We start from the raw sequence: 25,992 nt of genomic DNA, 5'->3' as shown, positions 1-25,992 counted from the left end.
GCCGGTGCCAACCGAGAAGTAACAGCCATGACTTCCACTCTAACATAAGACTCGGAAAAATCCAAGTTAAGGATTCAATAAATCACCGGCCCCCCATCCCGCTGAGCTGGACGCCTTCGATAAAGTACTTTTGGGCGAAGAAGAAGAGCAAGATCACCGGCACGGTAGACATGGTGGCGAAGGCCATCATCAGCGCCTGGTCGGTTCCCCGGTCGCTGGCAAAGAGCCCCATCGCATAGCTGATCGGCATTTTGGCGGGCGAGTTGACATAAATCAGGGGGCCCATAAAGTTGTTCCACGCCCCCATGAACGTCCAAATCGCGATGACTGCCAAAGCTGGCTTGACCAAAGGCAACATGATCTGCCAATAGGTGCGCCAATAGCCGCATCCGTCGATCCTGGCCGCTTCTTCAAGCTCCATGGGGATGGTGCCAAAAAACTGTTTGAGTAGGAACACGTTGAATGCCCCGGCAAAAAAGGTCGGCACCCAAAGCGGCAACAGCGAATCCATCCATCCCAGTCGGGTGAAGATCAGGAACTGGGGCAGCATCGTCACCGCGCCGGGCAACATCATGGTCATCAGCATCAAAAAGAACAGCTGGTCCCGCCCCGGGAACCGGAGCCGCGCAAACCCATAAGCCACGATGGAGCAGGAAAGCACCGTGCCCAAAACACTCATCCCGGCCAGCCAGAGCGTGTTGGTCAGGTAGGCGAGGCCGAAATTAGTTTCTAGGGGCATCCATTCCAGGGCATCGGAATAGTTTTGAATTTTGAGTCCGGGGTGACGCACCGGCTCCAGTTCTTCGGGGGATGCGGTCAGGCGTTGGCCTTTCTTTTCCGGAGGGGTCAGGAACTCGACCAGCCGGGAGCCGTCTTCTTGGTCTCTCACGGTGAAGGCGGTCGCCAGGCCGCCCTCGCTTTTTAGCGACCACACCGGTTGATCCCGCGGGATCTCTTTGAGCTGTGACCTGGACGTTTCAAACCTCCTCCCCCTAATCCCATAGGGGCGTTCGACCTCCACCAGCCACTTGCCGCCTGCCTGTTCGGAGTCCTTTTTGACCTGCACATCCCTTCCGTTGTAGGTTGTTTTGAACAGGGGCATTTCAGGGTCGTGGAACGGATGGGTGTCTTGCACTTGGGGCACCCAGACGATCCCGTCGGTATTGGCGAGGTCGCGCTCTTCTTTGAACGAAGTGGTCAGCAGCCAGATGAACGGAAGGCTGAAGACGGCCGCCCCTGCCATCAGGGTTGCCTGCACCACAAACTTCTTGGCAATCCCTCGGGCACTCAGCGTGCGTTCGGCCCACACCATGGCCGCCATCGCCGCCACCAAAAGGGCGAAGAGGCCGGCTACCAGCGGCCAATGCAGGGGTATGCCCCCCCTCAATAGAGAGAACCGCCCATCCATTGCGTGCAGCCACCAAATCCCGAAAACCGAAGTGGCCAACCACCCTGCCGACGCCTTGATGGCCGCTTGCTTCTCGGCGGCCGTGAGGGCTGCCGAGGCCTTGATCAGGCTCGCAGCAACCATGCCGGCTCCCAACACCGCCACCCACCCAGGAATGGGGGAATAAAGCCAGATGACCGGAACATAGGGCCCGGGCGCCGCTCGCCCCAGTTCTTTTGGCGCAAGGCCTCCCACCAGAAGCAGCAGTCCGCCGATCCCGGCCGAGAGCATGATCGTCCTGATGGCTCCCGCCCGGTCGTGCCCCGGGCCGGCCAAAGCCATGCGAACCGCGGCAAAAATCCCCCGGCAGAATAAGAACACCCCTGTCCATAGGGCCAAGGTGAGCAGGGCAAACAGCAACTCAGCCGTCATTTGTTACTCTCCGTGTGAACCCATTTGGGGGCCAACTTGAATTGCGCCAACGTGACGGCGACCACGATTGCGAAGATCAACCAGGCCAAGGCGCTGGCATATCCCATCCGGAAATAGGCGAACCCGTTTTTGAACAGCATGTAAACCGGCGTGGCCAAGGCATCGTTCGGGCCCATGTTTTCACCGCGTGTGATGAGATAAACCCCGTCAAAGGTCTGCAGCACACCAATGAAGGACATGACGGAATTGAAGAAGATGAGCGGGGTCAATTGCGGCAAGGTGACCTTCCAGAATTGCTGCCACCCGCTGGCCCCATCGATTTCGGCCGCCTCGTAAAGCGTTTGCGGGACTCCTTTGAGCCCGGCCAACCACAAGATCATCCCACCTCCGGCCCCCCAGAGCCCCATCAAGATCAGGCCCGGTTTGGCCCACGGTTCGACGCCAAGCCATCCGGGTGAAGCCACGCCAAACCATTGCGTAATGGTGTGGCTCCACAAATTGTTGAGCAATCCCCGCTTGTCATCGGCGGTCATGATCCAGACCCACAAGAAAGTGGAAGCGACCGATGGGACGATCGAGGGCACATAGTAAGCAGTCCGGTAGAACCGAATCCCTTTGACCCCGGTGTTCAGCAAAAGCGCGATTGTCAAACCGGTCGAAAGCCCAAGCGGGATGCCGATCACCGCCAAGTACCCGACGTTCGTGAAGGAGGTTTTGAGGAGCTGCCAATCGGATTGGAAAACGTCCGTGAAATTCTTGCCGCCGACAAAATGGGCGGGGTTCAGCACGTCGTATTGCATCGTTGAAAAGACGATGGCGGCCACCATCGGCCCGAGCGTGAAGACGAGGAACCCAAAGATCCACGGGCTGATGAACAGGTAGCCGGCCCAAGTCTCCTGAGCGGAAACCCTGTCCCGGCCCCGCCGGATCATCAAGGCCACCCAAACCGCCAGCCCCGCTACTGCGGCGGCAAACGACCCGCCCACCCAGGCCTCGATGTCGACTTTTGGATAGTTGTCCTTGGAGAAAAATTCATCCAGAGTTTGTTGCACCCGGTCTTGCCCGTTTTGCAATGCTTGTTCCGGTGTCTCGGCCCCCCGGCAAGCCTGTTCAATCGCCCGGACGTGCTCATCCCAAAGCTTTTGGCCGACAAATGTGGCCGGGCGCAAACGGGCGAATAGCATCATTTTGGCGTGCATCCGCAGGGCCCGATCGTAATCGCTGTTGCCGGAGGCGTAGAGTGCCGCCTGGGCTTCCGTCGCCTTGACCTGAGCTTGGATCCGGGGGATGAACCGCCGCCCCCGGGCCCTTTCGAGGTCGGATTGGCCTTTGGCATAGAGCATCCGACCGTCGAACGATTGGATGTATTTGATGAACTTCCATGCCGCCTCAACGTTCCGCACCCCCTTGGGCATGGCATAGGCAAACCCCCCAGACCACGTGATAAATGTATCTTTCTCGTTGGCAAACCGCCCCCGTTTGGCAAACCGGTCGTCTGGCACGGGGGCTGGGGCCGTTTGGAACCGGGCTTTGGGGGAATACCGAGCATAGTTGGCGATCATCCAGTCGCCGTTGACGATCATCGCCACTTGGCCGATTGCGAACGGATCGTTTTCGCCACCTCGGAACCCAGACTTAAATTTGAGAGCGTTTTCGTACCCTCCCAAAATCGCATACCCGTCCTTCATGAACTGGAGCGCCTCCACCGCGGCCGGGGTGTTGAGGGTGCATCGTCGCCCATCGGGGCTCATGAATTCGGCATTGTTCTGGAAGGCGAAAAGGTAGAGCCAGGAATTCCCTTCGTTGGGGATGAATCCCGCCCGTTTCAGCGACCCATCTGGATTGAATTCCGTGAGGACTTTGCTGTAGGCAAGGGTTTCGCTCCAGGTACGCGGCGGGCGGTTTGGGTCGAGCCCAGCTTTTCGCAGGTCGTCGGCTTTTTCGGCAAAAACCCGCGTGTTCCAATAAAGGATGCGGTTGTCGGCGGCATAAGGGATGCCGTAAACCTTGCCTTCGTAGACCGATTCGTTCCAAGCGGCGGGATAGTATTGCTCGGGGGTTGGGCAATAAGGGTCGTTGCCGCGGTCGCGGGCGATCAAGTCGTCAAGGGGGCGGAATGCACCCCGACTCGCCCAATCGCTGATTGTGAACCGGTCCTGCAAAATCACATCGGGGGGTGCCCCGCCCACAATGGCGGTCATGAGCTTTTGCGGGTTCATGGCCCCCGCGCCCATCCCCAAAAGGTTGACCTGGATGTCTGGGTTGTCCCTTTCGAATTGGCGGACGATCAGGTCGTTGCCTTTTTCATCGGGGGTGATGGCCATTCCCCAGACCGTGATTTGGGTTTTTGCCGCCATTGCCGGGCCGGCAAGACAGATCAAGGCGGCACAGGCCGCCTTTTTCCCCCATTTCTTCCAATTGCGAATCAAATCCAACCTTAAGCGCCTGCCGAGCCCGCAATGAACGGGGCTGTTTGTCAAAGATACACCAATTAACGCGTGAATACGTATTCTGAGCAACGGTCATGTCCAGAATTTCGTTGGAAAGCATAATTCCGATACGGGCCGTTCATGAAAAAACCGATTGTCGCGATCTTCCTCACCATATTCTTGGACATGCTGAGCTTTGGCACGGTCATCCCTGATATCCAACTCCGGGCGGAGACCCTGGTCAAACAGGCTTCCTGGCTCCCTCAAGGAAACGGAGCCGTCCTCGGCTTGGTCATCGGGTTTTCCATCGCGCTGTTCAGCCTGGCCCAATTCTTGGTAGCCCCCTATTTGGGCCGATTGAGCGATGAACGCGGACGGAGGCCCGTTTTGTTGGCCACGTGCACGCTTGCCGTCATCGGCCCACTCCTTTACGCTTTCAGCGGGGCGTCGCTGGTTGTGCTGTGGCTTGCCCGGGTCATCCATGGAATGGCCGGTGGCAATTTGGGAGTGGCTTATGCCTATGTCGCCGATGTCACCGATGAGAAAGACCGGGCCTCGTCGATGGGTTTGCTCGGCGCGGCCTTTGGATTGGGGTTCATTTTTGGCCCGCCCTTGGGTTCATGGTTGATCCAGTTCAACGGAGGTCAACCCGTCTACCTGGGGTTGGTCTCGGCGTTTTTTGCCCTGACAAACCTGGCGTTCGTGTACTTCCTCTTGCCAGAGTCCCGAGCCAAAGGGTCGGCCCTGCCAGCTGAGAACCGGTTCAAAGCCATGGCCCAGGCTTTCCGGGAACCCACTTTGGGGCTGCTGCTCGGGCTCTTCTTCGTCGCCTCCTTCGCGTTTACGCATTTGGAGACGACGTATTACCGGCTGGCCCACGACGTTTACCTGTTCGACCGGATGCAGACATCGATGGTCTTGGTGACGGTCGGGATCGTGGCAGCCGTCGTCCAAGGTGGTCTGATCCGAGTCGTCGAGCCGGTAGTCGGCGAACGAAATCTCCTGCGATTCGGATACATCTTGCAGGCCCCCATTTTGGCTTCCATGCCGTTTGTTATGCCTTGGATCCCCGTAATCGTGGGCGCCATATTGTTGGGAACCGGCAGCGGATTGGCCCAACCCTCTCTTTCGAGTCTGGTTAGCAAGGCCGCCCCAGAAGCGATGCGTGGCGGCATCTTTGGTGTGAACCAATCGTTGGGATCGCTGGCCCGCATCATCGGGCCGTTTTCGGCGAATGTCGCCTATGCCAAGTCGCCCGCTGCCCCGTACCTGCTTGCTGCGGCAATCATGCTCATCCCGACTTTGGGCTTTCTGACATTCAAGTTCCAAACGCCCGGCGAAGCGGTATCCTAGCCCATCCATGGCGTCCAAAGGAGGAATGGTGCGATTGCGTGGCTCGGCCCCGGTCGGGCTTGTTTCCTTCTTGGTGGGCATTGCGATGATCTTGTTCGCCTTTTATCTGGCGTTCCAAATCTTCCAAGTGCCGCCCAGCATCCGGATGGATGCCGTCCCGGGCAAGCCGGTCGACATCGGCAACGCCACGGAATCGTTGGTTGCAGTCTTTGTCAAGATCATCGTGCTCGTGGCCATGGCCGGGTTCGGTTCGATGGTCGCCAACCGGGGCGTCAAACTTTACGCGTCGAATTCTGAACGGACCAAAAAAGCAAAGCCCGGGAGGGCCGGAGATGGGCCAGCAACCAACGGATCCGACTCCCCTTGAACCCCACCCGGGGTGTCTCCTTAGCGGACTAATCGCCCTTTCTGAGGTCGCCGCGTATCCTGTCAACCTATTGGTGAGGGGAAAGGATGCGACCCCAGAAGAGATCGCCGAACTCGCGGCAAAACGGAACCTCTCTCCCGAAGAGTGCCGATACCGGCACTACACCCGGCGGCAGCTCCGGATCGAATCGGTTGTAGTGGCGTTTTGCGCGATTCCTTGGTTGAGCCACTGGGCCGATGGCGCCTATCCCTCCCCGTTCTTGACCGGGGCTTTGATGGCCTTCAACGGGTTCGTGATCGTCAACACGTTCTTCGTCTCGTTCGCATACGTGTTGCCTCATAGCGGGCGGCGCGTTGCCCAGGTGGCCGACCTGAGCCGCGCCCTGATGATCAACATGGCGTCATTTTGCGCAAACATTTTTGCCTTTGGTTACATCTATTCGCATTTGAACATCCATGGCTCCGGTGATCCTCAAGAATGGATCGATCCGTTCTACTTTTCGGTCAAGAGCGCGCTCACAGTGGGCTATGGCGACCTCACGCCGCAAGACACCCTGGCCAAGTCGGTAGCAATGGTGCAGTCCTTGGTCAGCTTCGTATTCTCTTTGGTCATCTTGGGCCGGATCATTTCAAGCATTCCCGCCATGTCGGCCGGGCAGCCCGGATCCGGAGGCCCGAGGGGCTGACCGGATTGGGTCCCCGGTCTGCCGAGGTATCATCTGCGGCGAGTCGGGATGTGGCTCAGCTTGGTAGAGCGCCTCGTTCGGGACGAGGAGGTCGGAGGTTCGAATCCTCTCATCCCGACCATTTTTTGTTATCGGCCCATTGCGGATCGCAATGCCAAGATGGCTTCGCGTTCAACCTTTTGAACGGCGTTGAGGGCCCCCGCCATGGCGGATCGGATACTTGGCGCTTCGGCCGCTAAATCGCCACAACCCGACCAAATTTCTTTGTATTCCTCGGCAAGTTCAGCCCTACGAGGAGCTGAGCCTGTGGTGTCCGCAAATCGGAGCCGCGCCCGCTCCTGCTTGATCTCCTTGAGCCGCTTGAGGGGCGGGACGGAATCGGGCAGCGCGGCCTCGGCAACCGCCGACCAAAGCGGGGCACACGCGTCGAAGAGTTGAGCCACAGAGCCGAGATCCTTGCCGATCTCCGGCCCGGCTTGGCGCAAAAACGAGGCAAAGGTGCCCCGGTCGGCCCCGGGGCCAGTCCCCCACCCTTCGATCCAATCCCACACGCCTGGTTGCCCAAGCTTCCCAGCCACTGCTTGTTTGAAATTGTCTCCAGAACCGAACCGTTGGCCCCAACCAGCTGCGGATTTATCGTCCAAGACCGACTTAGCCAAGGCTTCCAGGCCGATGGCCCCCCAATTCTTTGCCGAGCCCGCTGGCGGCTTGTCCAGGTAGAGCGCCAAGCACGTTTCTATCCCGGACCGGAAACCCTCCTTTTGCCGCCCTGCTTCCACCCCATCGAGGATCATGATCCGGAACCGGTCCTTCTTGACTTTGGCCCGCATGGCCAAAAGTTCTGCGGCCGCTACTTTGATGGGTTGCCGGCACTGGTCGACGACCAAATAGTCTCCACCCTCGAACCCGACAACCAACATCGGAACCATCGCCCACATACCTGTTTTTGGAAGGCCAATCCAACTAGCGGAGAAGATATCCCCCCAAACCACGACCGCGTGCCCAAGATCGAGTTCCCGGCGCAAGTTCTCTTCTCCTTTGTCCGCCTTGACGGTTTCCATGCTGGTTCTGCGGATGCCGAGGTTGTCCAACGCACGCTCGAACGGAGAAAAGGTGTTGCGGGGCAACAGGGCCACATGGGGCAGTTGCCCCGTGTATTCGAACACGAAGCAGCCGAACGCGATCCCGCCACTCGCCCCAAACGCCATTTCTTCGCCGATGCCATGCCCGCTTGCCCGCAGCCAATTGGCAATCGTGCCCGTTTCGTAATGGCGCCCGTTGTATTCCTGCATCGCAGTCATAGCCCGAAGTATCCCCGGCCTGCGGATCCGGTCACAAATTTATGCGACATACCCCGCATTGGTCCGACCCTTAGCTTCGACTCGGGCAAACTGAATCGTTGATGCCCTACCAATCGCTGATCGAAGAAGCCTGGGAACGCCGTACCGAATTTTCGCCTGGCAGCCATCCAGCGGACGTGGCCGGTGCGGTCGGTGTGACGCTAGACCAATTGGATCGAGGCGAAATCCGTGTGGCCGAAAAGGTCGGCGGGGTCTGGGTCACCAACGAGTGGGTGAAAAAGGCCGTTTTGCTTTCCTTCCGCTTGCAAGAAAACCATTTGGTTGAAAATGGGCCGTTCAAATACTTCGATAAAGTACCGCTGAAGTTCGAGGGTTACACAGATCAGGATTTCCGCAGTGCGGGGTTCCGAGTTGTGCCGAACGCGGTGGTCCGCAAAGGGGCGTTCATCGGCCCGGATGTTGTGCTGATGCCAAGTTATGTGAACTTGGGGGCGTATGTAGATAGCGGAACCATGGTGGACACTTGGGCAACGGTGGGATCCTGTGCCCAGATTGGGAAAAACGTCCATCTTAGCGGCGGGGTCGGGATCGGCGGCGTGCTGGAACCGATCCAAGCCAGCCCGACAGTCATCGAAGACAACTGCTTCATCGGCGCCCGCTCAGAGATTGTGGAGGGGGTTGTTGTCGAAGAGGGTTCTGTGGTCTCGATGGGCGTATTCATCGGCCAGTCCACAAAGATCTTCAACCGTTTGACGGGGGAAGTTTCTTATGGCCGGGTTCCGGCGGGGTCGGTTGTCGTTCCCGGCTCGCTGCCTTCTGTCGATGGCACTTACTCATTGGCGTGCGCGGTCATCGTCAAGCAAGTGGATGCCCAGACCCGCGCCAAAACATCAATCAACGAACTCTTGCGGTCGGCGGAATGACACAGAACCTGCTTGAATCCCTCATCGCCCTCCCTTCGGTGACCCCGGGCGACGCCGGATGCATCGACCTCCTGCGTGGCCTTTTGAGTCGGGAAGGGTTCCAAACCCAGATCTTTGAATCGAACGGCCTCCTGTCGCTTTATGCCTACCATGGAGACGGGGTTCCGAACATCTGCCTTTCGGGCCACGTGGATGTCGTCCCGCCGGGGCCGCTTGACGCCTGGGACACTGACCCGTTCCACCCAACGGTTAAAGATGGGGTCTTGTATGGGCGCGGGGCAGCGGATATGAAATCTGGCGTCGCGGCCATGGTGTCGGCGGCGGTGGAGTTCGTCCGGCAAAACCCGGGGCATCCCGGTACGGTCAGCCTGCTGTTCACCAGTGACGAGGAAGACTCGTCACGTCACGGCGCCCCCTACTGCCTTGCCCACATCGACTCGGGGCCCACCGCCGCACTAGTCGGCGAACCCACAAGCATCAACCATTTGGGGGATGAATTCAAAGTCGGGCGCCGTGGATCGCTGAACGGGTTCCTCACGTTCAAGGGCCGACAGGGTCACACCGCCTACGCCCACCTTGCGCGAAATCCGGTCCACGAGGCGCTTCCGTTTTTGGCCGAGTTGGCGGCCCACCACTGGGACGCGGGGCATGGGCCGTTCCCCCCGACCACTTTACAGATCGCCAACATCAATGCCGGGGTGGGGGCTTCCAATGTCACACCGGGGGAACTCACTGTCCAGTTCAACGTCCGCAATAACCCTGCAACCCCGCTCGAAGAGATTGTTGAAACGGTCCAAGAACTTTTGAAGAAGCATGGTTTGGATCCCTCGATCGCCTGGGACGACTCGGCCCGCCCATTCCTGACGGACAACGCACATCTGCAAGAGGCCCTTGTGCGCTCAATTTCCGAGGTCGTTGGCAAGCCGGGCCACCCTTCGACATCTGGCGGCTCTTCGGATGCCCGGTTCTTTGCCCTTGCCGGGATTCCGGTCATCGAATTCGGCCCGCTAAATGCCACCATCCACGCTGCAAACGAGAACATCCCAGTCGCCGACCTCGAACTTCTGACCTCCGTCTACCACCGTTTCCTCGGCAACTATCTCGAGACGGCAGTCGTTTCTGCCGGGCCCCCGTGTTAAACTCAATGCGACGAGTTGATCGTTGAGGAAACAGCAATGGCAAACATCAAGGACATCGAAGGCATCGGCCCCGCTTATGGCGAAAAACTGGAGGCAGCCGGCATCAAGACAGATACCGCTCTCCTCGAACAAGGAGCAACAAAAAAGGGCCGCGAAGGGATCGCCGAATCGACGGGGATCAGTGAAAAGATGATCTTGGAATGGGTGAACCGGGCCGACCTGGCGCGTATCAAGGGTGTTGGTTCTGAATATGCCGACCTGCTGGAAGCCAGCGGAGTCGATTCCGTGCCCGAACTGGCCCAGCGCAACGCGGCCAACCTCCACGCAAAGATGGCTGAAGTCAACGAGGCCAAAAAGCTCGTCCGGGCCATGCCGAGCGAGAGCCAGGTTGCGGATTGGGTGGAACAGGCAAAGGGACTCGACCGGATCGTTACCCACTAACAATCTTTCAACAATCAACGATGTGCCTGCCTGATAGACTTCTCATCAGGCAGGCACCTTTTCTTTATGTAGATCGCGTATCATGCGGTTCAAATGGAACAGCTGACCGCTCTCTTGCGTGAGAAAACCGGGATTGATGAGGCAACAGCCAAGAAGGTCGTTGACTTCATCCAACAGCATATGGCCGATATCCCCCAAATGCTGGCCGGCAATGGCGGAGGAGACATGATGGGCGGCTTGATGGATGCGGCTAAAGGGATGTTCGGGGACAAACCCGAGTAACTCGCGCAGAAAAAACAAAGAAGGTTCACAGAAATGTCGATGGTATCGGAATTCAAAGAGTTCATTGCCCGCGGGAACGTCATGGATTTGGCGGTCGGGGTGATCATCGGGGCGGCATTCGGCAAAATCGTCGATTCGCTGGTCAACGACGTCCTCATGCCCCCGATCGGCCTGGCCATCGGCGGCGTCGATTTCTCCAAAATCTCAATCCCGCTCAAGGAGGCGGCCGTCGATGCCACAGGCAAACAAACCCCAGCCGTGGCGATCAATGTCGGGATGTTCCTCAACCAGGTCATCTCGTTCCTCATCCTGGCGTTCGTCGTGTTCCTCATCGTTAAGGCCGTGAACAAATTGAAGGGGCCAGAACCCGAAGCCGCCCCGGCGGGGCCGACCCAAGAAGAACTCTTGGCGGAAATCCGGGATCTGCTCAAAAAATAGTTGCTCTGCAAAAAACCTGGCAAGGAACCTTGGCTCAAAACCCAGCCGATGCGGATCAATGCCGTTGGTTGGGTTCCATGCTGTCACTGGATGAATTGATGTTTACGTTGGGCCACGCGGAAACCTTGCCGCAGTTGCCTGACACCCCTTTGAAGCTGGCCCAGCTGATTGAATCAGGCGACCCGAACCCTTCTCAGATCGAAAGCCTGATCCTGGCCGACCCGGCTTTGACCGCCGGCCTCATCAAAAGCGCCAACAGTGCCCTTTTTGCCCGGGCAAAACCGGTGACCACAGTCCGAGAAGCGGTTGCCGTGTTGGGGCATCGTTCGTTGCGCGCCCTCGCCATTGCCTGCTGGACGAACGCCTTGGGGCAAATCCGGGGCAAGAGCCAACACCTGACCCCCCTGCGGTTTGCCCAAAATGGCAATGCCGTTGCCAATCTCGCCGCTTCGCTTGCTCGGGAAAGAGTTGTCAAAAGCCCGTGGAACCAAGAGGAGTTGTTGGCGGCCGGGACGCTCCACAATGTCATGTTCGGCTTGTTGAGCTACGTGGATGGCACCACTTACGACCAGATCTATTTGGAAGCTCGGTCAAATGGCTCGACCGTGGATTGGCTCTTTGAGGAGCACTACGGGATCCCGATTGCCCACCTCGCGCCCCAAGCGGCCGCCACCCTGGGATTGCCGGCGATGTTCGTCCAGACGGTTTCGGCTTCCAGCCTCCCCGTCGATTCCCAAGATGTCGGCCAAGCCTGCCTGACCACGGCCAAGGCGGTCGCCGAAGCGGGCCGATTCGGCCTGGGGGATTGGCCGGTCCCCCTGAACAAGACAGCACTCCCGATTGAAGAAGGCGAAGTCTCCGGACTCCTCAAGTCGGCGTTGGCCCAACCGGGGTTGCTGGCCGCCTAGCGAGTGGCAAACGCCTCCAAGGTGTGCATGTTGGCGGCATTGGGCAAGCTGATTGAAAATTGGATCCGCCATGTGAGGTTTTGGGGTGGAAAAGCCGATGATTTTTGCTGGAGAGCGGCAAAAGCACGGCTAAACCCTCTTTCCTGTGGGCACATACCATGAGTCGGTATCAACGAGTCGGAGACTGGCTGGTCGAAAATAAGATCATCACCATCGAACAGCGGGACGAAGCGCTGCGGATCCAACAGGAATCCAAGCAGCGGTTCGGAGAGGTGTTGATCACCCTCGGGTTTGTCCCCGAACGGGTGATCGTCGATTGCCTTGCCCGCCAATATGACTTGCCCGTTTGCGATCTAAGCGAGGTGAACCCGTCCGAGGCGGCCTTACGCCTGGTCAGCCCGACGTTCGCCCTTAGCCGGCTGATCCTTCCGCTTTCGGTCAGCCCAACCGAATTCCACTGTGCGATTTGCGACCCACTCGACATCGAAGGCACCGACTACCTCTCCAAAGCCATTGGCAAGCGCCTGGTCATATTCATCGCCGGCCCGCAAGAGATTTTTGAAGCCATCGCCCGGAGCTATTCAATGCCCATGTCGGTGACCAAATCCAGCGAGGAGTTGGTCGCCCAGATTGAATCTCAAAAAACCAATGAACCTGTGCCGGCAAAGTCGGCCAAGTCAAAGCGGGCACCCGCGCCGCGCAAACCCAAGGTCCACGGCCAGCCAGATCGCCAAGATTTGTTGGCCGCCATTTCCGGTACTGGAACCGACTCGCTCTGGGATGCCTTCTCGGAGGCCGTGTAAAGCCATGACGACCATCGCGATCACCAGCGGCAAAGGCGGGGTTGGAAAGACCTCGTTTTCTGCCAACCTTGCCGCCGCACTTGCCGAAACCGGGGCGCGCACCACGGTTTTCGACGCTGATTTGCAACTTGCCAATTTGGACATCGTCCTGGGTGTCTCACCCGAGTTCAACCTCCAACATGTGGTTGCCGGGGAAAAAACACTCTCCGATGTGCTGGTCGAGGCACCGGGCGGGTTCAAGGCCATCACCGGCGCATCGGCGGTTCCGTTGCTGATGCGGGCCGGGCCCAAAAAGCTGGCCCTGTTCTTTGAACAGTTTGGGGCCCTAGCCAAAACCACCGACACCCTTTTGTTCGATTGTGCCGCCGGGTTGGATAACCGCGTGCTGCACTTCTTAAAGTTCGCCGACGACATCATCTTGGTCGCAAGCCCCGACCCCACCAGCATCACCGATGCCTATGCGACGGCGAAAACATTGTTCCGCCGCAAACCGGATGCCCGCGTCCACGTGGTGTTCAACATGGCAAGCCCGCACGAGGGGGCAAAGCTGTTTGCAATGTTCGAAAAAATTTGTTGGCAGTACCTCAAAAAGCGGGTTGGTTACCTCGGCTCGGTCCGATTCGACCAAGCCGCGGCATTGGCCACCCGGAAGCGTGAGCTCTACGTGGTTGCCAACGCCGGGTGCAAGGCGGCCCAGGATGTCCGAGCCCTGGCCCAATCAGTGCGGCAATTCGGGGATCAAACCCTCAAGCAATCAGCTTAAGGCCCGTTCGGGACTCCAAGAACCAAGCGGCGGCAAAAGCGTCCAAAATGGACGTATGCGACTCGTCCGGACGCTCACCGTTGCCGCCTTGGCCCTTTCCACCCTGCCGGCATCGGCCTGGGACGACACCGGCCACCGCATCGTCGGCCTCATCGCTTACAACCAGCTCTCCCCGGAAAAACAGGAGAAGCTGAACAGCATCCTCAAGCTCGGCGAACCCTCGTTTGCCTACAACAACGACTCCCCCGCCATGTGGCTGGCCGCCGCCACAACCTTCCCCGATTTCATCAAACGCAATCAATCGGAGAAGTACGAAAAGGAAATCAGTTACTACAACGATTGGGCCTGGCCCCCGGCATTGCGCGATCCCAAGAACAACGAGGGGGTTCGCATGAAGTGCTGGCATTACATTAACCGGCCCCTGTTCACCGAAAAGTTTGGCAACCAGATCCAAAGCGCCCCGTTCGATGCGGTGAAGGCGGTCAATTTCATCAATGGGCAATATGCCAAGGAATCGGAGCCCCGGATGCGGGCATTTTGGATCTACTTTATGAGCCACATCGTCGGGGATTTGCACCAACCCCTGCACTGCGCCGCCAGTTGCGCCGAAGATGGCCGTGGCGACGCCGGCGGCAATTTCTTTAAGCTCCTGGGGGATCCAAGCAACCTCCACTACCTGTGGGATAGCGGGATCAAAGATGCGGTCAGCCGGGAAGGTTGGCGGGGCGGCCTGATCGAGAAGGCGGCAAAAATCTCCGAGATGCACCCCCCCAAAGAGTTTTCCGCCCAACTAGATGACCTCAACCCCGACCACTGGGCCGATGAGGGGGCCAAACTGGCGGAAACAACCGTCTATGCGGGCATCCAGCAAGGCACCGCCGAATCGCCCGAATACCGCCAAAAGCGGATCGATTTGAGTTTGAAACAGGCCGCCCTGGGAGGGTATCGCCTGGCCAAAATCCTGGACGCATGGATCAAGTAGCAAGCCCAATTGCACTGTCCACCGGATGGCCCCCGTAAACAAAATCATTCTTTTAACAATCTCTTAACGTTTCATGGGCAGACTATGCGGGTTCCGGAGCCGCCATGAAAAGAGCGTTTACCCTCATCGAACTCTTGGTTGTCATTGCAATCATCGCGATCCTCGCTGCGATCCTCTTCCCTGTTTTTGCCCAAGCCAAAGAAGCGGCGAAGAAGACGACCTGCTTGAGCAACAACAAGCAGATGGCGACTGCTATCCAGATTTACGCCCAAGACTACGACGACACCCTGTGCCAAACCAGCTGGGAAACTTCGGTCACCCCCCAACCCTGGAACACGGCTGGTCGGCAAATCCACTGGACGTACCTGATGCAGCCGTACATCAAGAATTGGAACATTTTTGTCTGCCCCAGCGATACCAAACCCGTTCCTCCCAAAACCCCGTGCCCCAACGGCACCGCTGACTTTGGGAAGCTGAACGCCTCTGGACAAATGTACTGCGACTGGCAGGCCCCGCTTTACAGCTACATCCCCAACTACAACGTGATGCCCGCGCACGACTGGCTGCCGGTCAGCCTGACGGCCCTGGATTACCCGGCCCAAACGATTGCTTTGGCCGAACGCCGTTATGCCGAAAAGAACGGCTTTGTGATCGGCCAGCAAAAGGGCACTTCCGGATTCAACCCGAGCCAACCGTGCCCGGGTTCTGTCCAGGTGCCTCCCCAATACGCGATCATCACGACGCTGAACTATGCGTTCTGGACCAAGGACTTTGCCGTCCAACACTACAACACCGACGTCAACGACAAGGCGGACATCACCCGCGTCATGTGGGAGCGCCACAGCGACGGGGCTACCTATTCCTATGTCGACGGGCATGCCAAATATCAAAAGCTCGACCAGATCTTGAACCCTAACGCCTACCAGTTCGGAGACAAGTTCTTGCCAGCCTATCTGCCGGCCGTCGTCAACGGCACGCCGTGCGTCAACTGATCCGACTCTAGGGTTCCAACCGCGGGCCTGTTCATCACGTGGGCAGGCCCGCTCTATTCATCGCAAACCATGATTGCCACCCTGACCCTGGCTGCCCTCGTCGCCAACCAATCCCGCGAAGTCGTCGGAACATTTGCGTTTTTCGGCTGCAACCGGGTCGAAGCTGAGGATTTCAACGCCGGAAAGTTGCAAAACCCCAGCAGTGCAAATCTCCCCCAACTGATACAGAACCTCGCCGACATCGCAAAGTTGAAGCCGGATTTCGCATTCTTTGGGGGTGACGAAGTCCTTGGCTACGGGGACGACGACGGACGATCGTTGACCAGCCAACTCGAGGCTTGGGTTGCGGTGGTCGGTTCTGCGCCCAAAGCCCAGGAAACAGCCTACGTGGCGATTTCTGGAAACCATGAGTTGAACCGCAAAACTGCCGCCGGGAAGGTGCCGAACCCCCTGGCCGACGGGATTTTTAGCCGGATCATCGAATCGGCCGGCATGGTTCCGCATGGGATCCATGCGCCAGACGCCGCCCTGGCCAAAGCCGACCGCCTGATCACCGACCAAGGCAAACTCAACTTTTCCTTCGAACGGGGACCGGTGCACTACGTGGTGGTCGACACCGATTCCCGGCAAGCGATCCCCGATGCTAAGACTGGGGATACCAAAGTCGCCTTGGTCGCAACTCTTTGGCTTGCCGCTGACCTGTCCGATGCCGAGCGGAACCCATCAATCAAAGCCACCGTCATCCTAGGGCACCGGAACCTAGTGGAACCGGCATCCTCCCACGGGGATTCGCCAATCGATCCCGATTGCGCCAAAGCGATGGTTGCCGCCATCGCCAAATCCCCAAAGGTGCGCGCTTATGTCTGTGCCCACGTGCATGCCTTTGACTTCACACCGATTCCCGGTACTGGCGCCTACCAGGTTGTCCTCGGCAATGGGGGCAGCAAACTGGAAGACGATTGGCACCCGGCGGCGGGCCGGACATTCGGTTTCGGCTATTTCCGGGTTTACGGGAATGGTGATGTGGGTTTTGTGCCCTGTTTCCGGCCGGCTCCCGAGCAATACAACTCGGCAGTCCCGTCCGATGTCCCGGCGGCGACCCCCCTCCTTGAACTGATGATGCCGGCCCCTTCTCGGCCGTAGCCGGTGTTGCCCTGCGCCCGGCAAGCGTGTAAAGTGAGGACATGGGCAAAACGGCACCGGTCTGGTTCCTCGCCGCCTCGCTTGTGTTGCTTGCGGCCGGGTGCGGCGGGGGCGGCGGCGGCAGCTCCTCCCCATCATCCGCCGACCAGGCGCTTTTGGATCAAATCGCCCTCAACATCCCCGGCGGCGTTGCCGGACTCACCATGCCCGACCCATCGGATCTGCCCGCAATCCCGCAAGATCCGAACAACCCGTTGACGGCCGAAAAAGTGGCCCTCGGTCGGCTCCTTTATCACGAAACCGCCCTCCTAACCAATCCGATCAAGCCGCAAGGCCTGGGATCGGCCAGCTGCGCCTCTTGCCACAACGCCCAGGGAGGATTCTCGGCCGGGCGGTTCCAAGGGCTTGGGGAAGGTGGCCGGGGATTCGGGTTTTCCGGCGAAGCCCGGCACGAAGACCCCGCCTATGCCCCAACTGAAGTGGATAGCCAGCCGGTCAAATCGCCAAGCACGCTCAACTCGGCGTACCAGCCCAATCTGCATTGGAACGGGGAGCTCGGTTCCGGCGGCCTCAATGCAGGGACTCAAGGCCAGTGGATGCCCGGGACGCCGACGGAGTTAAACAACTTGGGCTACCAGGGGGTAGAAACCCAAGCCATAGCCGCCCTCCGCATCCACCGGATGGGGTTCGGCAAGCCCCTTTCCGATTCGCTCGGGTACACGGCTTTGTTCGATGCGGCGTTCCCGACGGTGCCGCCCATCGACCGGTATTCCGACCTCACGGTGGGGCTCGCCCTCGCAGCTTACGAGCGAACCTTGCTGGCCACCCGCTCGCCATGGCAACGGTGGCTCAGAGGCGACTTTTCCGCCATGACGGAAGTCCAAAAGCGGGGTGCCGGACTCTTCTTTGGCAAAGCCGAATGTTGGAAGTGTCACTCGGGCCCCGCATTGACGGATGGCAAGTTCCACGCGATCGGCCTCAATGGGCTCGACAAGATCGGGATCGCCAACAATGCTGGCCCGGCCGCCCCGGAGAATCTTGGCCGTGGCGGATTCACGAAAAACGTCACTGCTTTGTACCAATTCAAAACGCCTCAGTTGTACAATTTGGCCGACACCTCTTATTATGGGCACGGGGCATCGTTCACCAAATTAGCGGAATTGATCCAATACAAAAATCTGGGTATCCCGCAAAGCCCTTTGCTCCCCCCTGGCGGCCCCGACCCTCTGTTCCACCCGCTTGGGCTCTCAGTCCAGGAAGTGGACGCCATCGCGGAGTTTCTTCAAAATGCCTTGCGCGACCCGGAACTTCTGCGTTACGTGCCTTCTTCGACATTGAGCGGGCATCCCTTCCCAAACAACGACCCGTGACCCCCATGCCTATCGCCTCCACCCTGCTGGCCCTTTTGGCAATGAAAACCGAAATCACCCCGCCCGCCATGTCCATCCGCGAAATCGGCCCCGAAGTTCCGGTGACCGGGGGCACTATGACCGGTGTCGTGGTCGGGGACACCAAAGCCGAACTGTTTGTGCCGGATGGCTACCGCCCTGGACTGTCGACCCATATCTGGATCCACTTCCACACCGCGGCTTGGTTCGTCGTCTCCGAATACCAACGGGCCGGATTCAAAGTCCCGATCCTAGTCTTCAATCTGGGCCAGGGGTCTTCCACCTATGCCAAGCCGTTCGTGGCCAACGGTTCTTTGCAACCTTTCCTATCCGATGCAGGCCACATTCTGGGGGCAGGGATCGACCGGGTCAACATTACGTCGTTTTCTGCCGGCTATGGGGCAGTGCGGGAGTTAATCCACGACCCCGCGATCCTCAGCATGATCGGCAAGGTCGTGCAGAGCGATTCGATCTATGGAAGCCTCGATCCCGGGGAGCCTGGGAGCCGGCGGGTGCTGGCCGAACATGTCCGAGCCTGGAAATCATTGACCGACCGGGCCTTGGCCGGAACATCGACGGTGGTGATGACCACATCGCAAATCACTCCCGAGACTTATGCCGGTTCATGGGAGGTCGTCTCCGCCCTCGTGGCCAGCTATGGGATGCAGATGGAGCCCGCCCAACCAGGCTACGATGCCGCTGCCGATCCGCGATACCCTCTGCTGCGGGTTTTCGACAAAGCGGGGTGGCATGTGTGGAGCTATGCGGGCGACGACGCCATGGCCCACATGACGCACCCGCGCCACTTGGCTGAGATTTTGCGGCAGTTAGGCCCCGGATAATTACTGGATTCGGGTGGCGCGGCCAGGGGCACGCCCTCAGACTCTAACCCGGGATCAAAAGATTCGAACTTTAGCAGGTCGACTTGTGTCATCCTAAAGGAACCGTCATTGACCGACGAGAGACGCTATGCGACACCTGACCATCCGCACCGTCTGGGGCAAAGCGCTGGCCGCCGCCGGCCTTTTGACCTTGGCTTCGCTATCATTCGCCCAAACCGCGCTTGGGGGATCCCCTCAAGGGCAAAACCTGCCGCCGGGGACTGTCACTGCAAGCGACCACCTCTTGGTGGCCTTCAAACCCGGCACGCCTGATTCGCTCCGGAACGACTTGATCAAAAAGTACGGCTTGTTGATCAACGTCGATCACGGCAACCGGTATTTCATGCGGCTGGATCTGAGTTCCCACCATATGGCCGTGGGAATCCAACCGGCTGACTTTGTGAGGAGCCTTCAGACGAACCCGGCTGTCCAGTACGCTGAATTGGACGTCCAAATCACGCCCGACTTCGTTCCCAACGACCCGCAGTTCGCCCAGCAATGGCACCACAACAACACCGGCCAAACGGGCGGCTCCCCTGATGCCGACGTCGACGCCGTCGAAGGTTGGGACAACATGGCCGGCGTCCAAGAAGTCGTCGTCGCCGTGTGCGATGACGGGGTCGACATCGACCACGAAGACCTGCGCAACCGCGTTTGGGTCAACCCGAACGAGACACCGGGCAACGGCATCGACGATGACAACAACGGGTTCATCGACGACATTTTTGGGTGGGACACCGCCGACAACGACAACAACCCGCGGCCGAACAACGGTGATAGCCACGGAACCCACGTCGCCGGGATCGTCGCCGCCGAACAGAACAACGGCAAAGGCGTTTCGGGTGTGGCCCCCAACGTCAAGCTGATGTGCATGCGCCACTACAAAGGCCAAGCCTCGTGGATCTCCGACCTTGCCAGCGCCATCGACTACGCTTGGCAAAACGGCGCTCAAGTCATCACCGTCAGCTACAACATTGACGGCTGGAACCAAACGCTGCTGCAAGCCATCCAGCGCGCAGGGGCCGCCGATGTGGTCTATTGCAACTCGGCCGGAAACAACGGCCAACAAAACCCGCCCCGGCAGCAAATCCGGGCTTTGGCCGACAACGTGATTTTTGTCGCATCAACAGATCACAACGACACCAAATCGGGCTTCTCCAACTGGGGCACCCTGATCGAAGTCGGGTCGCCGGGTAGCAACATCCTTTCGACATTCCCGAACAACACCTACGCCACCATTTCGGGCACTTCCATGGCGACCCCGCTTGCCGCCGGCATCGTGGGTGTCATCCGGGGTGCATTCCCTGCCTTGACCGCCCGTGAAGCGCTGGACACCCTGATCAGCACGTGCGACCAAGTCCCCGCCCTCACGAACTTCATTGCGAATGGTGCGCGGGTTAACTTGGCAAACGCCTTGACCGGACCGCCGGCGCCTACTGGGTTGTTGGACTTCACTCTGGTCATGGGAACCCTCCAAGGCGGCGGGCTCCCCGAGCTCCTCGACTCTGACGACGCCAAAGTGGTCATAAACACTGAGTCGGTTCCCGGACGCGGTCAGTATGCGGCCTTCCAGGTCACAGTTAGCTCGCCCAAGGCATCGACCGACGTCGCGTCCATGAAGGTCACGGTGGAATCGATGGCCAGCGACAATAGCGCTGTCCAATATGTCACTGCCTACAACAACCGCACCGGCGCATGGGATCTGCTCAGCAGCACCAAACTCGGAACAACCGACAACGACATCACCTTTGACGTGGCCAAGCGGTCGCTTCGGGATTATGTCGATGCCGACCAACACGTCAAGCTCCGGTTCATGGCATATGCGCCGCTGAAGCGCCGGGGCGCATTCCCGGTCGCGTTCTCCTATTCCACGGATAACGTCGCCGTCGTCATCAAGTAACAACCGGCCGCTGGCCCCACACCGCCCCCGCAGAGAACCTGCGGGGGCGGTTTTTGTTGGTCTGCCCGATGATTGACTGCTGAACAGATTGGGTGCTAAATTGTCGGCATGTTGACTCTTGCCATAGCGGCGGCGGCATTGGCAACCGCGCCCTTTTCGATAACCATTTCGGTTCCCAACCAAGTCACGGTGACCGATGCCAATGGGAACAACCGCGCACCCAACGACACACCATGGGGGGCGACTATCGACCTGAACCCAGGGGATGTCATCAGATCCGGGATCATTTCGGCAACATTCACGGAGTTCTATGGCGCGGACATCACAATCGGCCCCCGAACCCAAATGGTGTATTTGGGGCCTTCAGACGACGCTGAACTCCAGGTTCTTTCGGGGTCTTTCCGATACGTCCACACCCCCACACGGGGCCTCGATCCCAACATTTTCCGTCGCATCGTCAAAACACGATCAAGGACGATCGGATCCGGGGGTACGGACTTCACGGTGACCGTCTCGAACAACCTAAACACGCTCAAAACTGTCACCGTGGTTGCCGTCGTTGAAGGGTACGCGGTCGTTGCGGGAAATCCCGATATCCGGATACCTGCCGGTGAAACAAAGACTTTTGAAGACAAGATCCCGATGGTTCCTAACACTCCAACCGCATCGGGAGGCTATCAGCGTACATCAAGACGGCATGGCCGAACGCTGGGGTCTGGCGGGATGTAGCATCCCCCAAGGTTTGACAAACCCCCTTGGCGCCAGGCTAGACGCCACTCGGGGCCAAAAGTGCGCCACCGGTGTTAGAATCGTGGTGGTTGCGTGCATCCCGGCATATCGGAGTCGTGGCATCTCATGAAGCAGTTCCCCATCCGACGGTATCAGTGGGCGTTCGCCAGTTTGGCGGTCGCGTTGGCGGGATCGTTTTTTGCAAAATGGCTTGTTGAGCAGAACCCGTTTTTCAATCGCATCGAAGGGGAAACGCTCACAAACCTGCAGTTTTCTGCCAAGCCACTTCCGGTGAACCCAGATATCTTCCTCATTCAAATTACCGACGATGACGGAGCGTTTTTTTCCCCTAGCCGCCCCAATGAGAGTTTGGATCGGAGGATCATCGGCCAGCTTTTCGAATCGCTAGCCAAAGCCAAGGCATCGGTCATTGTCAGCGATCTGTTCTTTGTGTCCGAAAATCCCGAATCGGATCCCGAGTTCCTGGCATCACTGCGGCGGGGGGTCGCGGCAAAGGATTCTTCGTTCGTTTTTTTGGCGCAAGACGGCGATGCGTTTGAAGACCCTTCAGAGCCCGACCAATACGGCTATACGTTCCTTTGCCTTCCGGCGATCCTCGAACTGGATGGCCAAGCCGACATCGGCATGGCGTTGCCCTTTGAACCCGACGGCGAAGTCATCGGCCTGGTGGCCAAAAAGGTCGACATCGAATCGGGGCGCACCTATTTCCACACCGCACTCCTGGCCGCTCTCAGGCACCTCCGCCAGAACCCGGCAGACCTCAAGGTGGAACAAGACCGGCTGAGCGTCGGCTCGTGGGATGCGCAGCTTGGGCCCAACGGAGAACTGCCGCTGCTATGGACTCCAAGGGGCCAAAATCTTGCCTCCATGCCGTTGCGGCAAGCGATCAAAGCCCTCGATCGGGGCGACGCCGGCCAGTTCCGCGACAAGATCGTCATTGTTTGCGATGTGCGCAAGGGCAAAGATGACCGATACGTTCATAGCGTCGGGCCGGTCAAGGGTTCAACGGTGGTTGGGCAAATGGTCAACACCCTTTTGGTGCCCTCCTCCCAGCGGATCCGGTGGATGGACTTTGACCTTTTCCAGGTCTTTGTCGTGGGGGCATCCTGGCTCGCGGCTTGGCTTGTTGGAGCCCGAAACCGCTGGCTAATCGCTGTGGCCCTGGCCCTGCCCTTTGCCTTTGGGGCCGGCGTGCCCTGGGTGGCGGCGACTCAATTCCGATTGATCCTCGCCACTGTTTGGCCATTCCTCGGCGTCGCCCTTTCCGTGGCTGGCGCATTGGGCTTGCGGGCCCTGCGGGCCCCGCGCCACGATCCCCGCCTGGCTGGAGAGCTCACTGAGGCAACCGTGCTCTTCAGCGACTTCACTGATTCCACCGGATGGGTGCAAAAAATCGGGGCCGTTGAATACCAGCGCCGATACATCGCTTGGCTCGACCTGTGCGAAAAACACATCCGACGCAAGGGTGGGGAAATCGAAAGAACGACCGGCGACGGCTTTATCGCCGTCTTCCCTGCTGGTGCGGTCACTTCGGCCCCTGGCTGCCTGGAAGCTTGCCAGCGCATATTGGTCGAGATGGAGCCCGGGGGGTTCGAAGTCACATTTGGCTTTGAATCCGGGCCGGTTTCGGGGGGATACTTGTCCGAAGCGGGTCGCCGGGTTTGGAGCTCATCGGGCACAACGGTCAACATGGCCAAGCGCCTCCAAACCTTGGCGGGCGACGTGGGCCGCGCGATTGTCATCGGGCCGATCTCGGCCCGGGTGCTCAAAGAATCGGAGCCCATTGAATCCTTAGGCCGGTTCCAACTCAAGGGCATCGACGGCGAAGTCGAGGCGTTTGCCATCGCTCATTTGGGCTGAACTTTTGCCGGTCACAGCCCAATACCCGTCTGGAAACCCTGGTCAGGCAGGAAGGGCGAGTAGAACTGTTATGGCGGGGCGCCGCAGCGCACCCCCCGATAACTGGATTGATCCCTATTTTTGGCCGTAGGGATTGCCGCCGGGTTGGGCGGCCTTTTGCGCTTCGAGTTTGTCGTCAGTGATCCCCGCCTTTGCTTCGGCCTCTTTGATCTTCGATTGTTGTTCCGGGGACATCTGTTGCAGGACATAGTCCGGCGTTTTTCCGGTTGGAGGTGCCGGCTTGAATTCGGGGCCTGATTGACCGGATTGTATCAAGAAGAAGATGCCGATTCCGGCAGCGACGACGATGGCGGCAATGACAGCCGGAAGGGGGAGTTGCTTTTTCATCTCGTTCTCGGAAAACCGGGGTGTGTCCGGTGGCATTCGTCCCGGACACACCCCGAAATGGTCACGTGCTTATTGTTCGGGGAGTTTGCAGTCTGTTGCGGGCGTGATGCGGAACGGGTCGGCATCAAGGCAAACGCCTTTCAGAGTGGTGTCGATCGGCTGGCCGGCACCCTTCCTTTGCTCATAACCAGGGAGGATGTAGCCCTTGCCGAGGCTGCGGACGTGCGTATCGGCAAAGCCATAGTTGGCCCGATTGGCCCGGCTAAAGTCGATTCCGCTTGCGTACTTGGCCAAGCCGGTCAGCGCGCCATAGGCAACGGGGTCGTCGTTGGAAAGGGTGTTGGCGCTGCGGGCATCCCAAACGCCGCACTCCCAAAACGCCGCGCCAACCCACCAGGTGCAGTTTGCCGATTGGGCATTCCTTTGCTCGGTGATGACAACGGTGCTCCCGACCGCCGGAATAGCCGTTTGGCTGATCGTTTGCCAGCCATAGTCTTGGCCATCCCATGTGTTGACCCCGGCCCATCCGCGGATGACGTTGGCCGCCACGCGGAAGCTGCGCTTTTGGTCGCCCCAGGGCGAAAAAGTCCGGGGGGCGAGGTCAAAGTCGCTGGTGAACAATTCAAACGACTTCATGTAAGGCATCAAGAGGCTATCCCAGCTCGGGCATCCGATGCTAGGATTGCAAGCCCCGGTTGCCCAGCTTGCGCCATTGCCGTTCATGGTCCCGGCTTGTTGGTAGGTGTCGTCGTAGTCAGCCAGATAAAGCTGTTGAGCGGTGCCCACTTGCTTGAGGTTGCTGACGGTCTTGGTGTTCTTGGCAGCCGATTTGGCTTGGGCGAACACGGGGAACAGGATGGCTGCCAGGATGGCGATGATCGCGATCACGACAAGCAGTTCGATCAATGTAAAGGCATTGGTTCTTCGATGAGTCATGGTTTGTCCTCCCTTGGACGGGCGGTTGAATCTCGGACGACGAGTTCGGTTGGGAAAAGATTTTCCGGGTCGGGCTCCCGACCTTCGATCAGGTCGTGGAGGGCAATGGCGGCGGCGGCCCCCATCTCTCCGATGGGTTGCCGAATGGTGGTCAAAGCGGGATAAACCTGGGCACTTCGCGGGCTGTCGTCGAATCCGACGACGCTGACCTCGTGGGGGATCTTTATCCCGCTGTTGAGGGCTTCTACGAGGACACCGATGGCCATTTCGTCATTGGCGCAAACAATTGCCGTCGGGCGATCCTTGAGTTGCAGGAATTGGTGGAGGGCGCGCCGGCCCCCATCGATCACGAATTGGCCCATGGCCACCCAATCCTCGCGGTATTCAAGGCCGTTGTCAAGGAGGAATCCTTGGTAGGCCTGCAAACGTTCCACCGCGTCGGGCATATCGAGCCGGCCCGCAACATGGGCGATTTTGCGGTGCCCGAGGTCAAAAAGGTGTTGCATCGCCTGACGGATGCCAAGGCGGCTGTCCGATGCAAAACTGCACGTTCCTGGCACTGAAGTCCCCGAAACGGTGACGCACGGCATGTGCAGACTGGTTGCCAGCTCCACTGTTTTGTGGTTGAAGTGGGGCGCAATGAAAACCACGCCATCCACCCGGCCATCCACAAGCAGAGAGACCATTTCCTCACGCTCGGTTTCGCTGTAGCGGGTGAAAAGCAACACGTCTTGGCCTTGGATTCCGCACTGGTTGGCAATGCCGTTAAGGGCGATGTGGAGATAGGGGCTGAGGAAAACGTTTTCGGCAAAGTGCGGGGGGACGACGCCGATGGTGTCGCTACGGCCGGTGACCATCGACTTAGCCAAGCGGTTTGGACGGTAATTGAGCTCCCTGGCCACGCGGAAAATGCGTTCTTTGACCTCTTCGGGAACCGACCGAGGCCCACCGTTGAGAGCGTAACTCACCGTACTGACTGAGATATTGAGCGTTCTCGCAATGTCCTTGATGGTGGCGGCCATGGCCTTCTTCCGAAACGTTTCTCAACGTTGAAGATGGTCGCATTATACAGAGGGATGTCCGTCGTTGCAAGAATATTTTTAGTTTTTTCTCAAGAACCTG

General features: G+C 58.9%; 25 protein-coding genes and 1 tRNA gene. 20 read left to right on the top strand and 6 right to left on the bottom strand.

Annotation, left to right across the window (positions count from 1 at the left end; all coding sequences use genetic code 11):
• Nucleotides 1–82: 82 nt before the first annotated feature.
• Both JNM28_08110 and JNM28_08105 read right to left on the bottom strand, forming a co-directional pair.
• Nucleotides 83–1,819: a carbohydrate ABC transporter permease gene (locus JNM28_08110; protein ID MBL8068399.1), complete on the bottom strand. Its 1,737-nt coding sequence runs from the start codon at nt 1,817–1,819 to the stop codon at nt 83–85.
• Entirely contained in the window at nt 1,816–4,254 is a 2,439-nt protein-coding gene (locus JNM28_08105; protein MBL8068398.1) for an extracellular solute-binding protein, read from the bottom strand. Before JNM28_08105 ends, JNM28_08110 begins: the two co-directional genes overlap by 4 nt.
• A 135-nt stretch (nt 4,255–4,389) precedes the next feature.
• On the opposite strand from JNM28_08105, the gene JNM28_08100 reads away from it, so the two are divergent.
• The 4 genes from JNM28_08100 to JNM28_08085 all read left to right on the top strand — a co-directional run bounded on the left by JNM28_08100 (nt 4,390) and on the right by JNM28_08085 (nt 6,774).
• The gene (locus JNM28_08100; protein ID MBL8068397.1) at nt 4,390–5,601 is read left to right on the top strand and encodes an MFS transporter; all 1,212 of its coding nucleotides are present in this window, start codon (nt 4,390–4,392) and stop codon (nt 5,599–5,601) included.
• Between the two features lie 7 nt (nt 5,602–5,608).
• On the top strand, nt 5,609–5,968 hold the full coding sequence (locus JNM28_08095; protein MBL8068396.1) for a hypothetical protein: 360 nt from the start codon (nt 5,609–5,611) through the stop codon (nt 5,966–5,968).
• Nucleotides 5,969–6,041: 73 nt separating this feature from the next.
• Nucleotides 6,042–6,653, top strand: a complete 612-nt coding sequence (locus JNM28_08090) for a two pore domain potassium channel family protein (GenBank protein MBL8068395.1) — start codon at nt 6,042–6,044, stop codon at nt 6,651–6,653.
• A 44-nt stretch (nt 6,654–6,697) separates the two neighbouring features.
• Nucleotides 6,698–6,774 (top strand) — tRNA-Pro (locus JNM28_08085).
• A 7-nt stretch (nt 6,775–6,781) separates the two neighbouring features.
• Here JNM28_08085 and JNM28_08080 read toward each other — a convergent pair.
• Nucleotides 6,782–7,954 (bottom strand): hypothetical protein, encoded by a 1,173-nt coding sequence (locus JNM28_08080; protein MBL8068394.1) that lies wholly within the window; start codon nt 7,952–7,954, stop codon nt 6,782–6,784.
• A gap of 98 nt (nt 7,955–8,052) precedes the next feature.
• Here JNM28_08080 and dapD point away from each other — a divergent pair, with 98 nt between their 5' ends.
• The 16 genes from dapD (at nt 8,053) to JNM28_08000 (ending at nt 23,547) form a co-directional block, all read left to right on the top strand.
• A complete protein-coding gene (gene dapD, locus JNM28_08075; GenBank protein MBL8068393.1) occupies nt 8,053–8,877 on the top strand; it encodes a 2,3,4,5-tetrahydropyridine-2,6-dicarboxylate N-succinyltransferase in 825 nt (274 codons plus the stop codon).
• Complete coding sequence (gene dapE / locus JNM28_08070) at nt 8,874–10,016, top strand: succinyl-diaminopimelate desuccinylase (protein ID MBL8068392.1); 1,143 nt, start codon at nt 8,874–8,876, stop codon at nt 10,014–10,016. Before dapD ends, dapE begins: the two co-directional genes overlap by 4 nt.
• A 36-nt stretch (nt 10,017–10,052) precedes the next feature.
• Nucleotides 10,053–10,457: a DUF4332 domain-containing protein gene (locus tag JNM28_08065; GenBank protein MBL8068391.1), complete on the top strand. Its 405-nt coding sequence runs from the start codon at nt 10,053–10,055 to the stop codon at nt 10,455–10,457.
• Between the two features lie 93 nt (nt 10,458–10,550).
• Nucleotides 10,551–10,739 (top strand): hypothetical protein, encoded by a 189-nt coding sequence (locus tag JNM28_08060; GenBank protein ID MBL8068390.1) that lies wholly within the window; start codon nt 10,551–10,553, stop codon nt 10,737–10,739.
• Between the two features lie 33 nt (nt 10,740–10,772).
• The gene (mscL, locus tag JNM28_08055) at nt 10,773–11,177 is read left to right on the top strand and encodes a large-conductance mechanosensitive channel protein MscL (GenBank protein MBL8068389.1); all 405 of its coding nucleotides are present in this window, start codon (nt 10,773–10,775) and stop codon (nt 11,175–11,177) included.
• 77 nt (nt 11,178–11,254) lie between these two features.
• Complete coding sequence (locus JNM28_08050) at nt 11,255–12,085, top strand: HDOD domain-containing protein (GenBank protein ID MBL8068388.1); 831 nt, start codon at nt 11,255–11,257, stop codon at nt 12,083–12,085.
• 158 nt (nt 12,086–12,243) lie between these two features.
• Nucleotides 12,244–12,888, top strand: coding sequence for a hypothetical protein (locus JNM28_08045; GenBank protein MBL8068387.1), 645 nt, complete (start codon nt 12,244–12,246; stop codon nt 12,886–12,888).
• A 4-nt stretch (nt 12,889–12,892) separates the two neighbouring features.
• Complete coding sequence (locus JNM28_08040) at nt 12,893–13,651, top strand: P-loop NTPase (GenBank protein MBL8068386.1); 759 nt, start codon at nt 12,893–12,895, stop codon at nt 13,649–13,651.
• Between the two features lie 55 nt (nt 13,652–13,706).
• The gene (locus JNM28_08035; protein ID MBL8068385.1) at nt 13,707–14,633 is read left to right on the top strand and encodes a S1/P1 nuclease; all 927 of its coding nucleotides are present in this window, start codon (nt 13,707–13,709) and stop codon (nt 14,631–14,633) included.
• Nucleotides 14,634–14,737: 104 nt separating this feature from the next.
• A complete protein-coding gene (locus tag JNM28_08030; GenBank protein ID MBL8068384.1) occupies nt 14,738–15,625 on the top strand; it encodes a prepilin-type N-terminal cleavage/methylation domain-containing protein in 888 nt (295 codons plus the stop codon).
• A gap of 69 nt (nt 15,626–15,694) precedes the next feature.
• A complete protein-coding gene (locus JNM28_08025) occupies nt 15,695–16,768 on the top strand; it encodes a metallophosphoesterase (GenBank protein ID MBL8068383.1) in 1,074 nt (357 codons plus the stop codon).
• 41 nt (nt 16,769–16,809) lie between these two features.
• Nucleotides 16,810–18,138 (top strand): cytochrome-c peroxidase, encoded by a 1,329-nt coding sequence (locus tag JNM28_08020; GenBank protein MBL8068382.1) that lies wholly within the window; start codon nt 16,810–16,812, stop codon nt 18,136–18,138.
• On the top strand, nt 18,135–18,998 hold the full coding sequence (locus JNM28_08015) for a hypothetical protein (GenBank protein ID MBL8068381.1): 864 nt from the start codon (nt 18,135–18,137) through the stop codon (nt 18,996–18,998). Before JNM28_08020 ends, JNM28_08015 begins: the two co-directional genes overlap by 4 nt.
• 127 nt (nt 18,999–19,125) lie before the next feature.
• The gene (locus tag JNM28_08010) at nt 19,126–20,937 is read left to right on the top strand and encodes a S8 family serine peptidase (GenBank protein ID MBL8068380.1); all 1,812 of its coding nucleotides are present in this window, start codon (nt 19,126–19,128) and stop codon (nt 20,935–20,937) included.
• Between the two features lie 108 nt (nt 20,938–21,045).
• Complete coding sequence (locus JNM28_08005) at nt 21,046–21,666, top strand: FecR domain-containing protein (GenBank protein MBL8068379.1); 621 nt, start codon at nt 21,046–21,048, stop codon at nt 21,664–21,666.
• A 126-nt stretch (nt 21,667–21,792) separates the two neighbouring features.
• The gene (locus JNM28_08000; GenBank protein ID MBL8068378.1) at nt 21,793–23,547 is read left to right on the top strand and encodes an adenylate/guanylate cyclase domain-containing protein; all 1,755 of its coding nucleotides are present in this window, start codon (nt 21,793–21,795) and stop codon (nt 23,545–23,547) included.
• Nucleotides 23,548–23,661: 114 nt separating this feature from the next.
• On the opposite strand, the gene JNM28_07995 is transcribed toward JNM28_08000, so the two are convergent.
• The 3 genes from JNM28_07995 to JNM28_07985 form a co-directional block, all read right to left on the bottom strand.
• Nucleotides 23,662–23,934, bottom strand: a complete 273-nt coding sequence (locus JNM28_07995; GenBank protein MBL8068377.1) for a hypothetical protein — start codon at nt 23,932–23,934, stop codon at nt 23,662–23,664.
• Between the two features lie 69 nt (nt 23,935–24,003).
• Entirely contained in the window at nt 24,004–24,870 is an 867-nt protein-coding gene (locus tag JNM28_07990; GenBank protein MBL8068376.1) for a prepilin-type N-terminal cleavage/methylation domain-containing protein, read from the bottom strand.
• Nucleotides 24,867–25,892, bottom strand: coding sequence for a LacI family DNA-binding transcriptional regulator (locus tag JNM28_07985; GenBank protein MBL8068375.1), 1,026 nt, complete (start codon nt 25,890–25,892; stop codon nt 24,867–24,869). Before JNM28_07985 ends, JNM28_07990 begins: the two co-directional genes overlap by 4 nt.
• Nucleotides 25,893–25,992: the final 100 nt, after the last annotated feature.

Source organism: Armatimonadota bacterium (assembly GCA_016789105.1).
GTDB lineage: Bacteria > Armatimonadota > Fimbriimonadia > Fimbriimonadales > Fimbriimonadaceae > UphvI-Ar2.
This window is presented reverse-complemented; position numbering and strand designations above follow the sequence as displayed.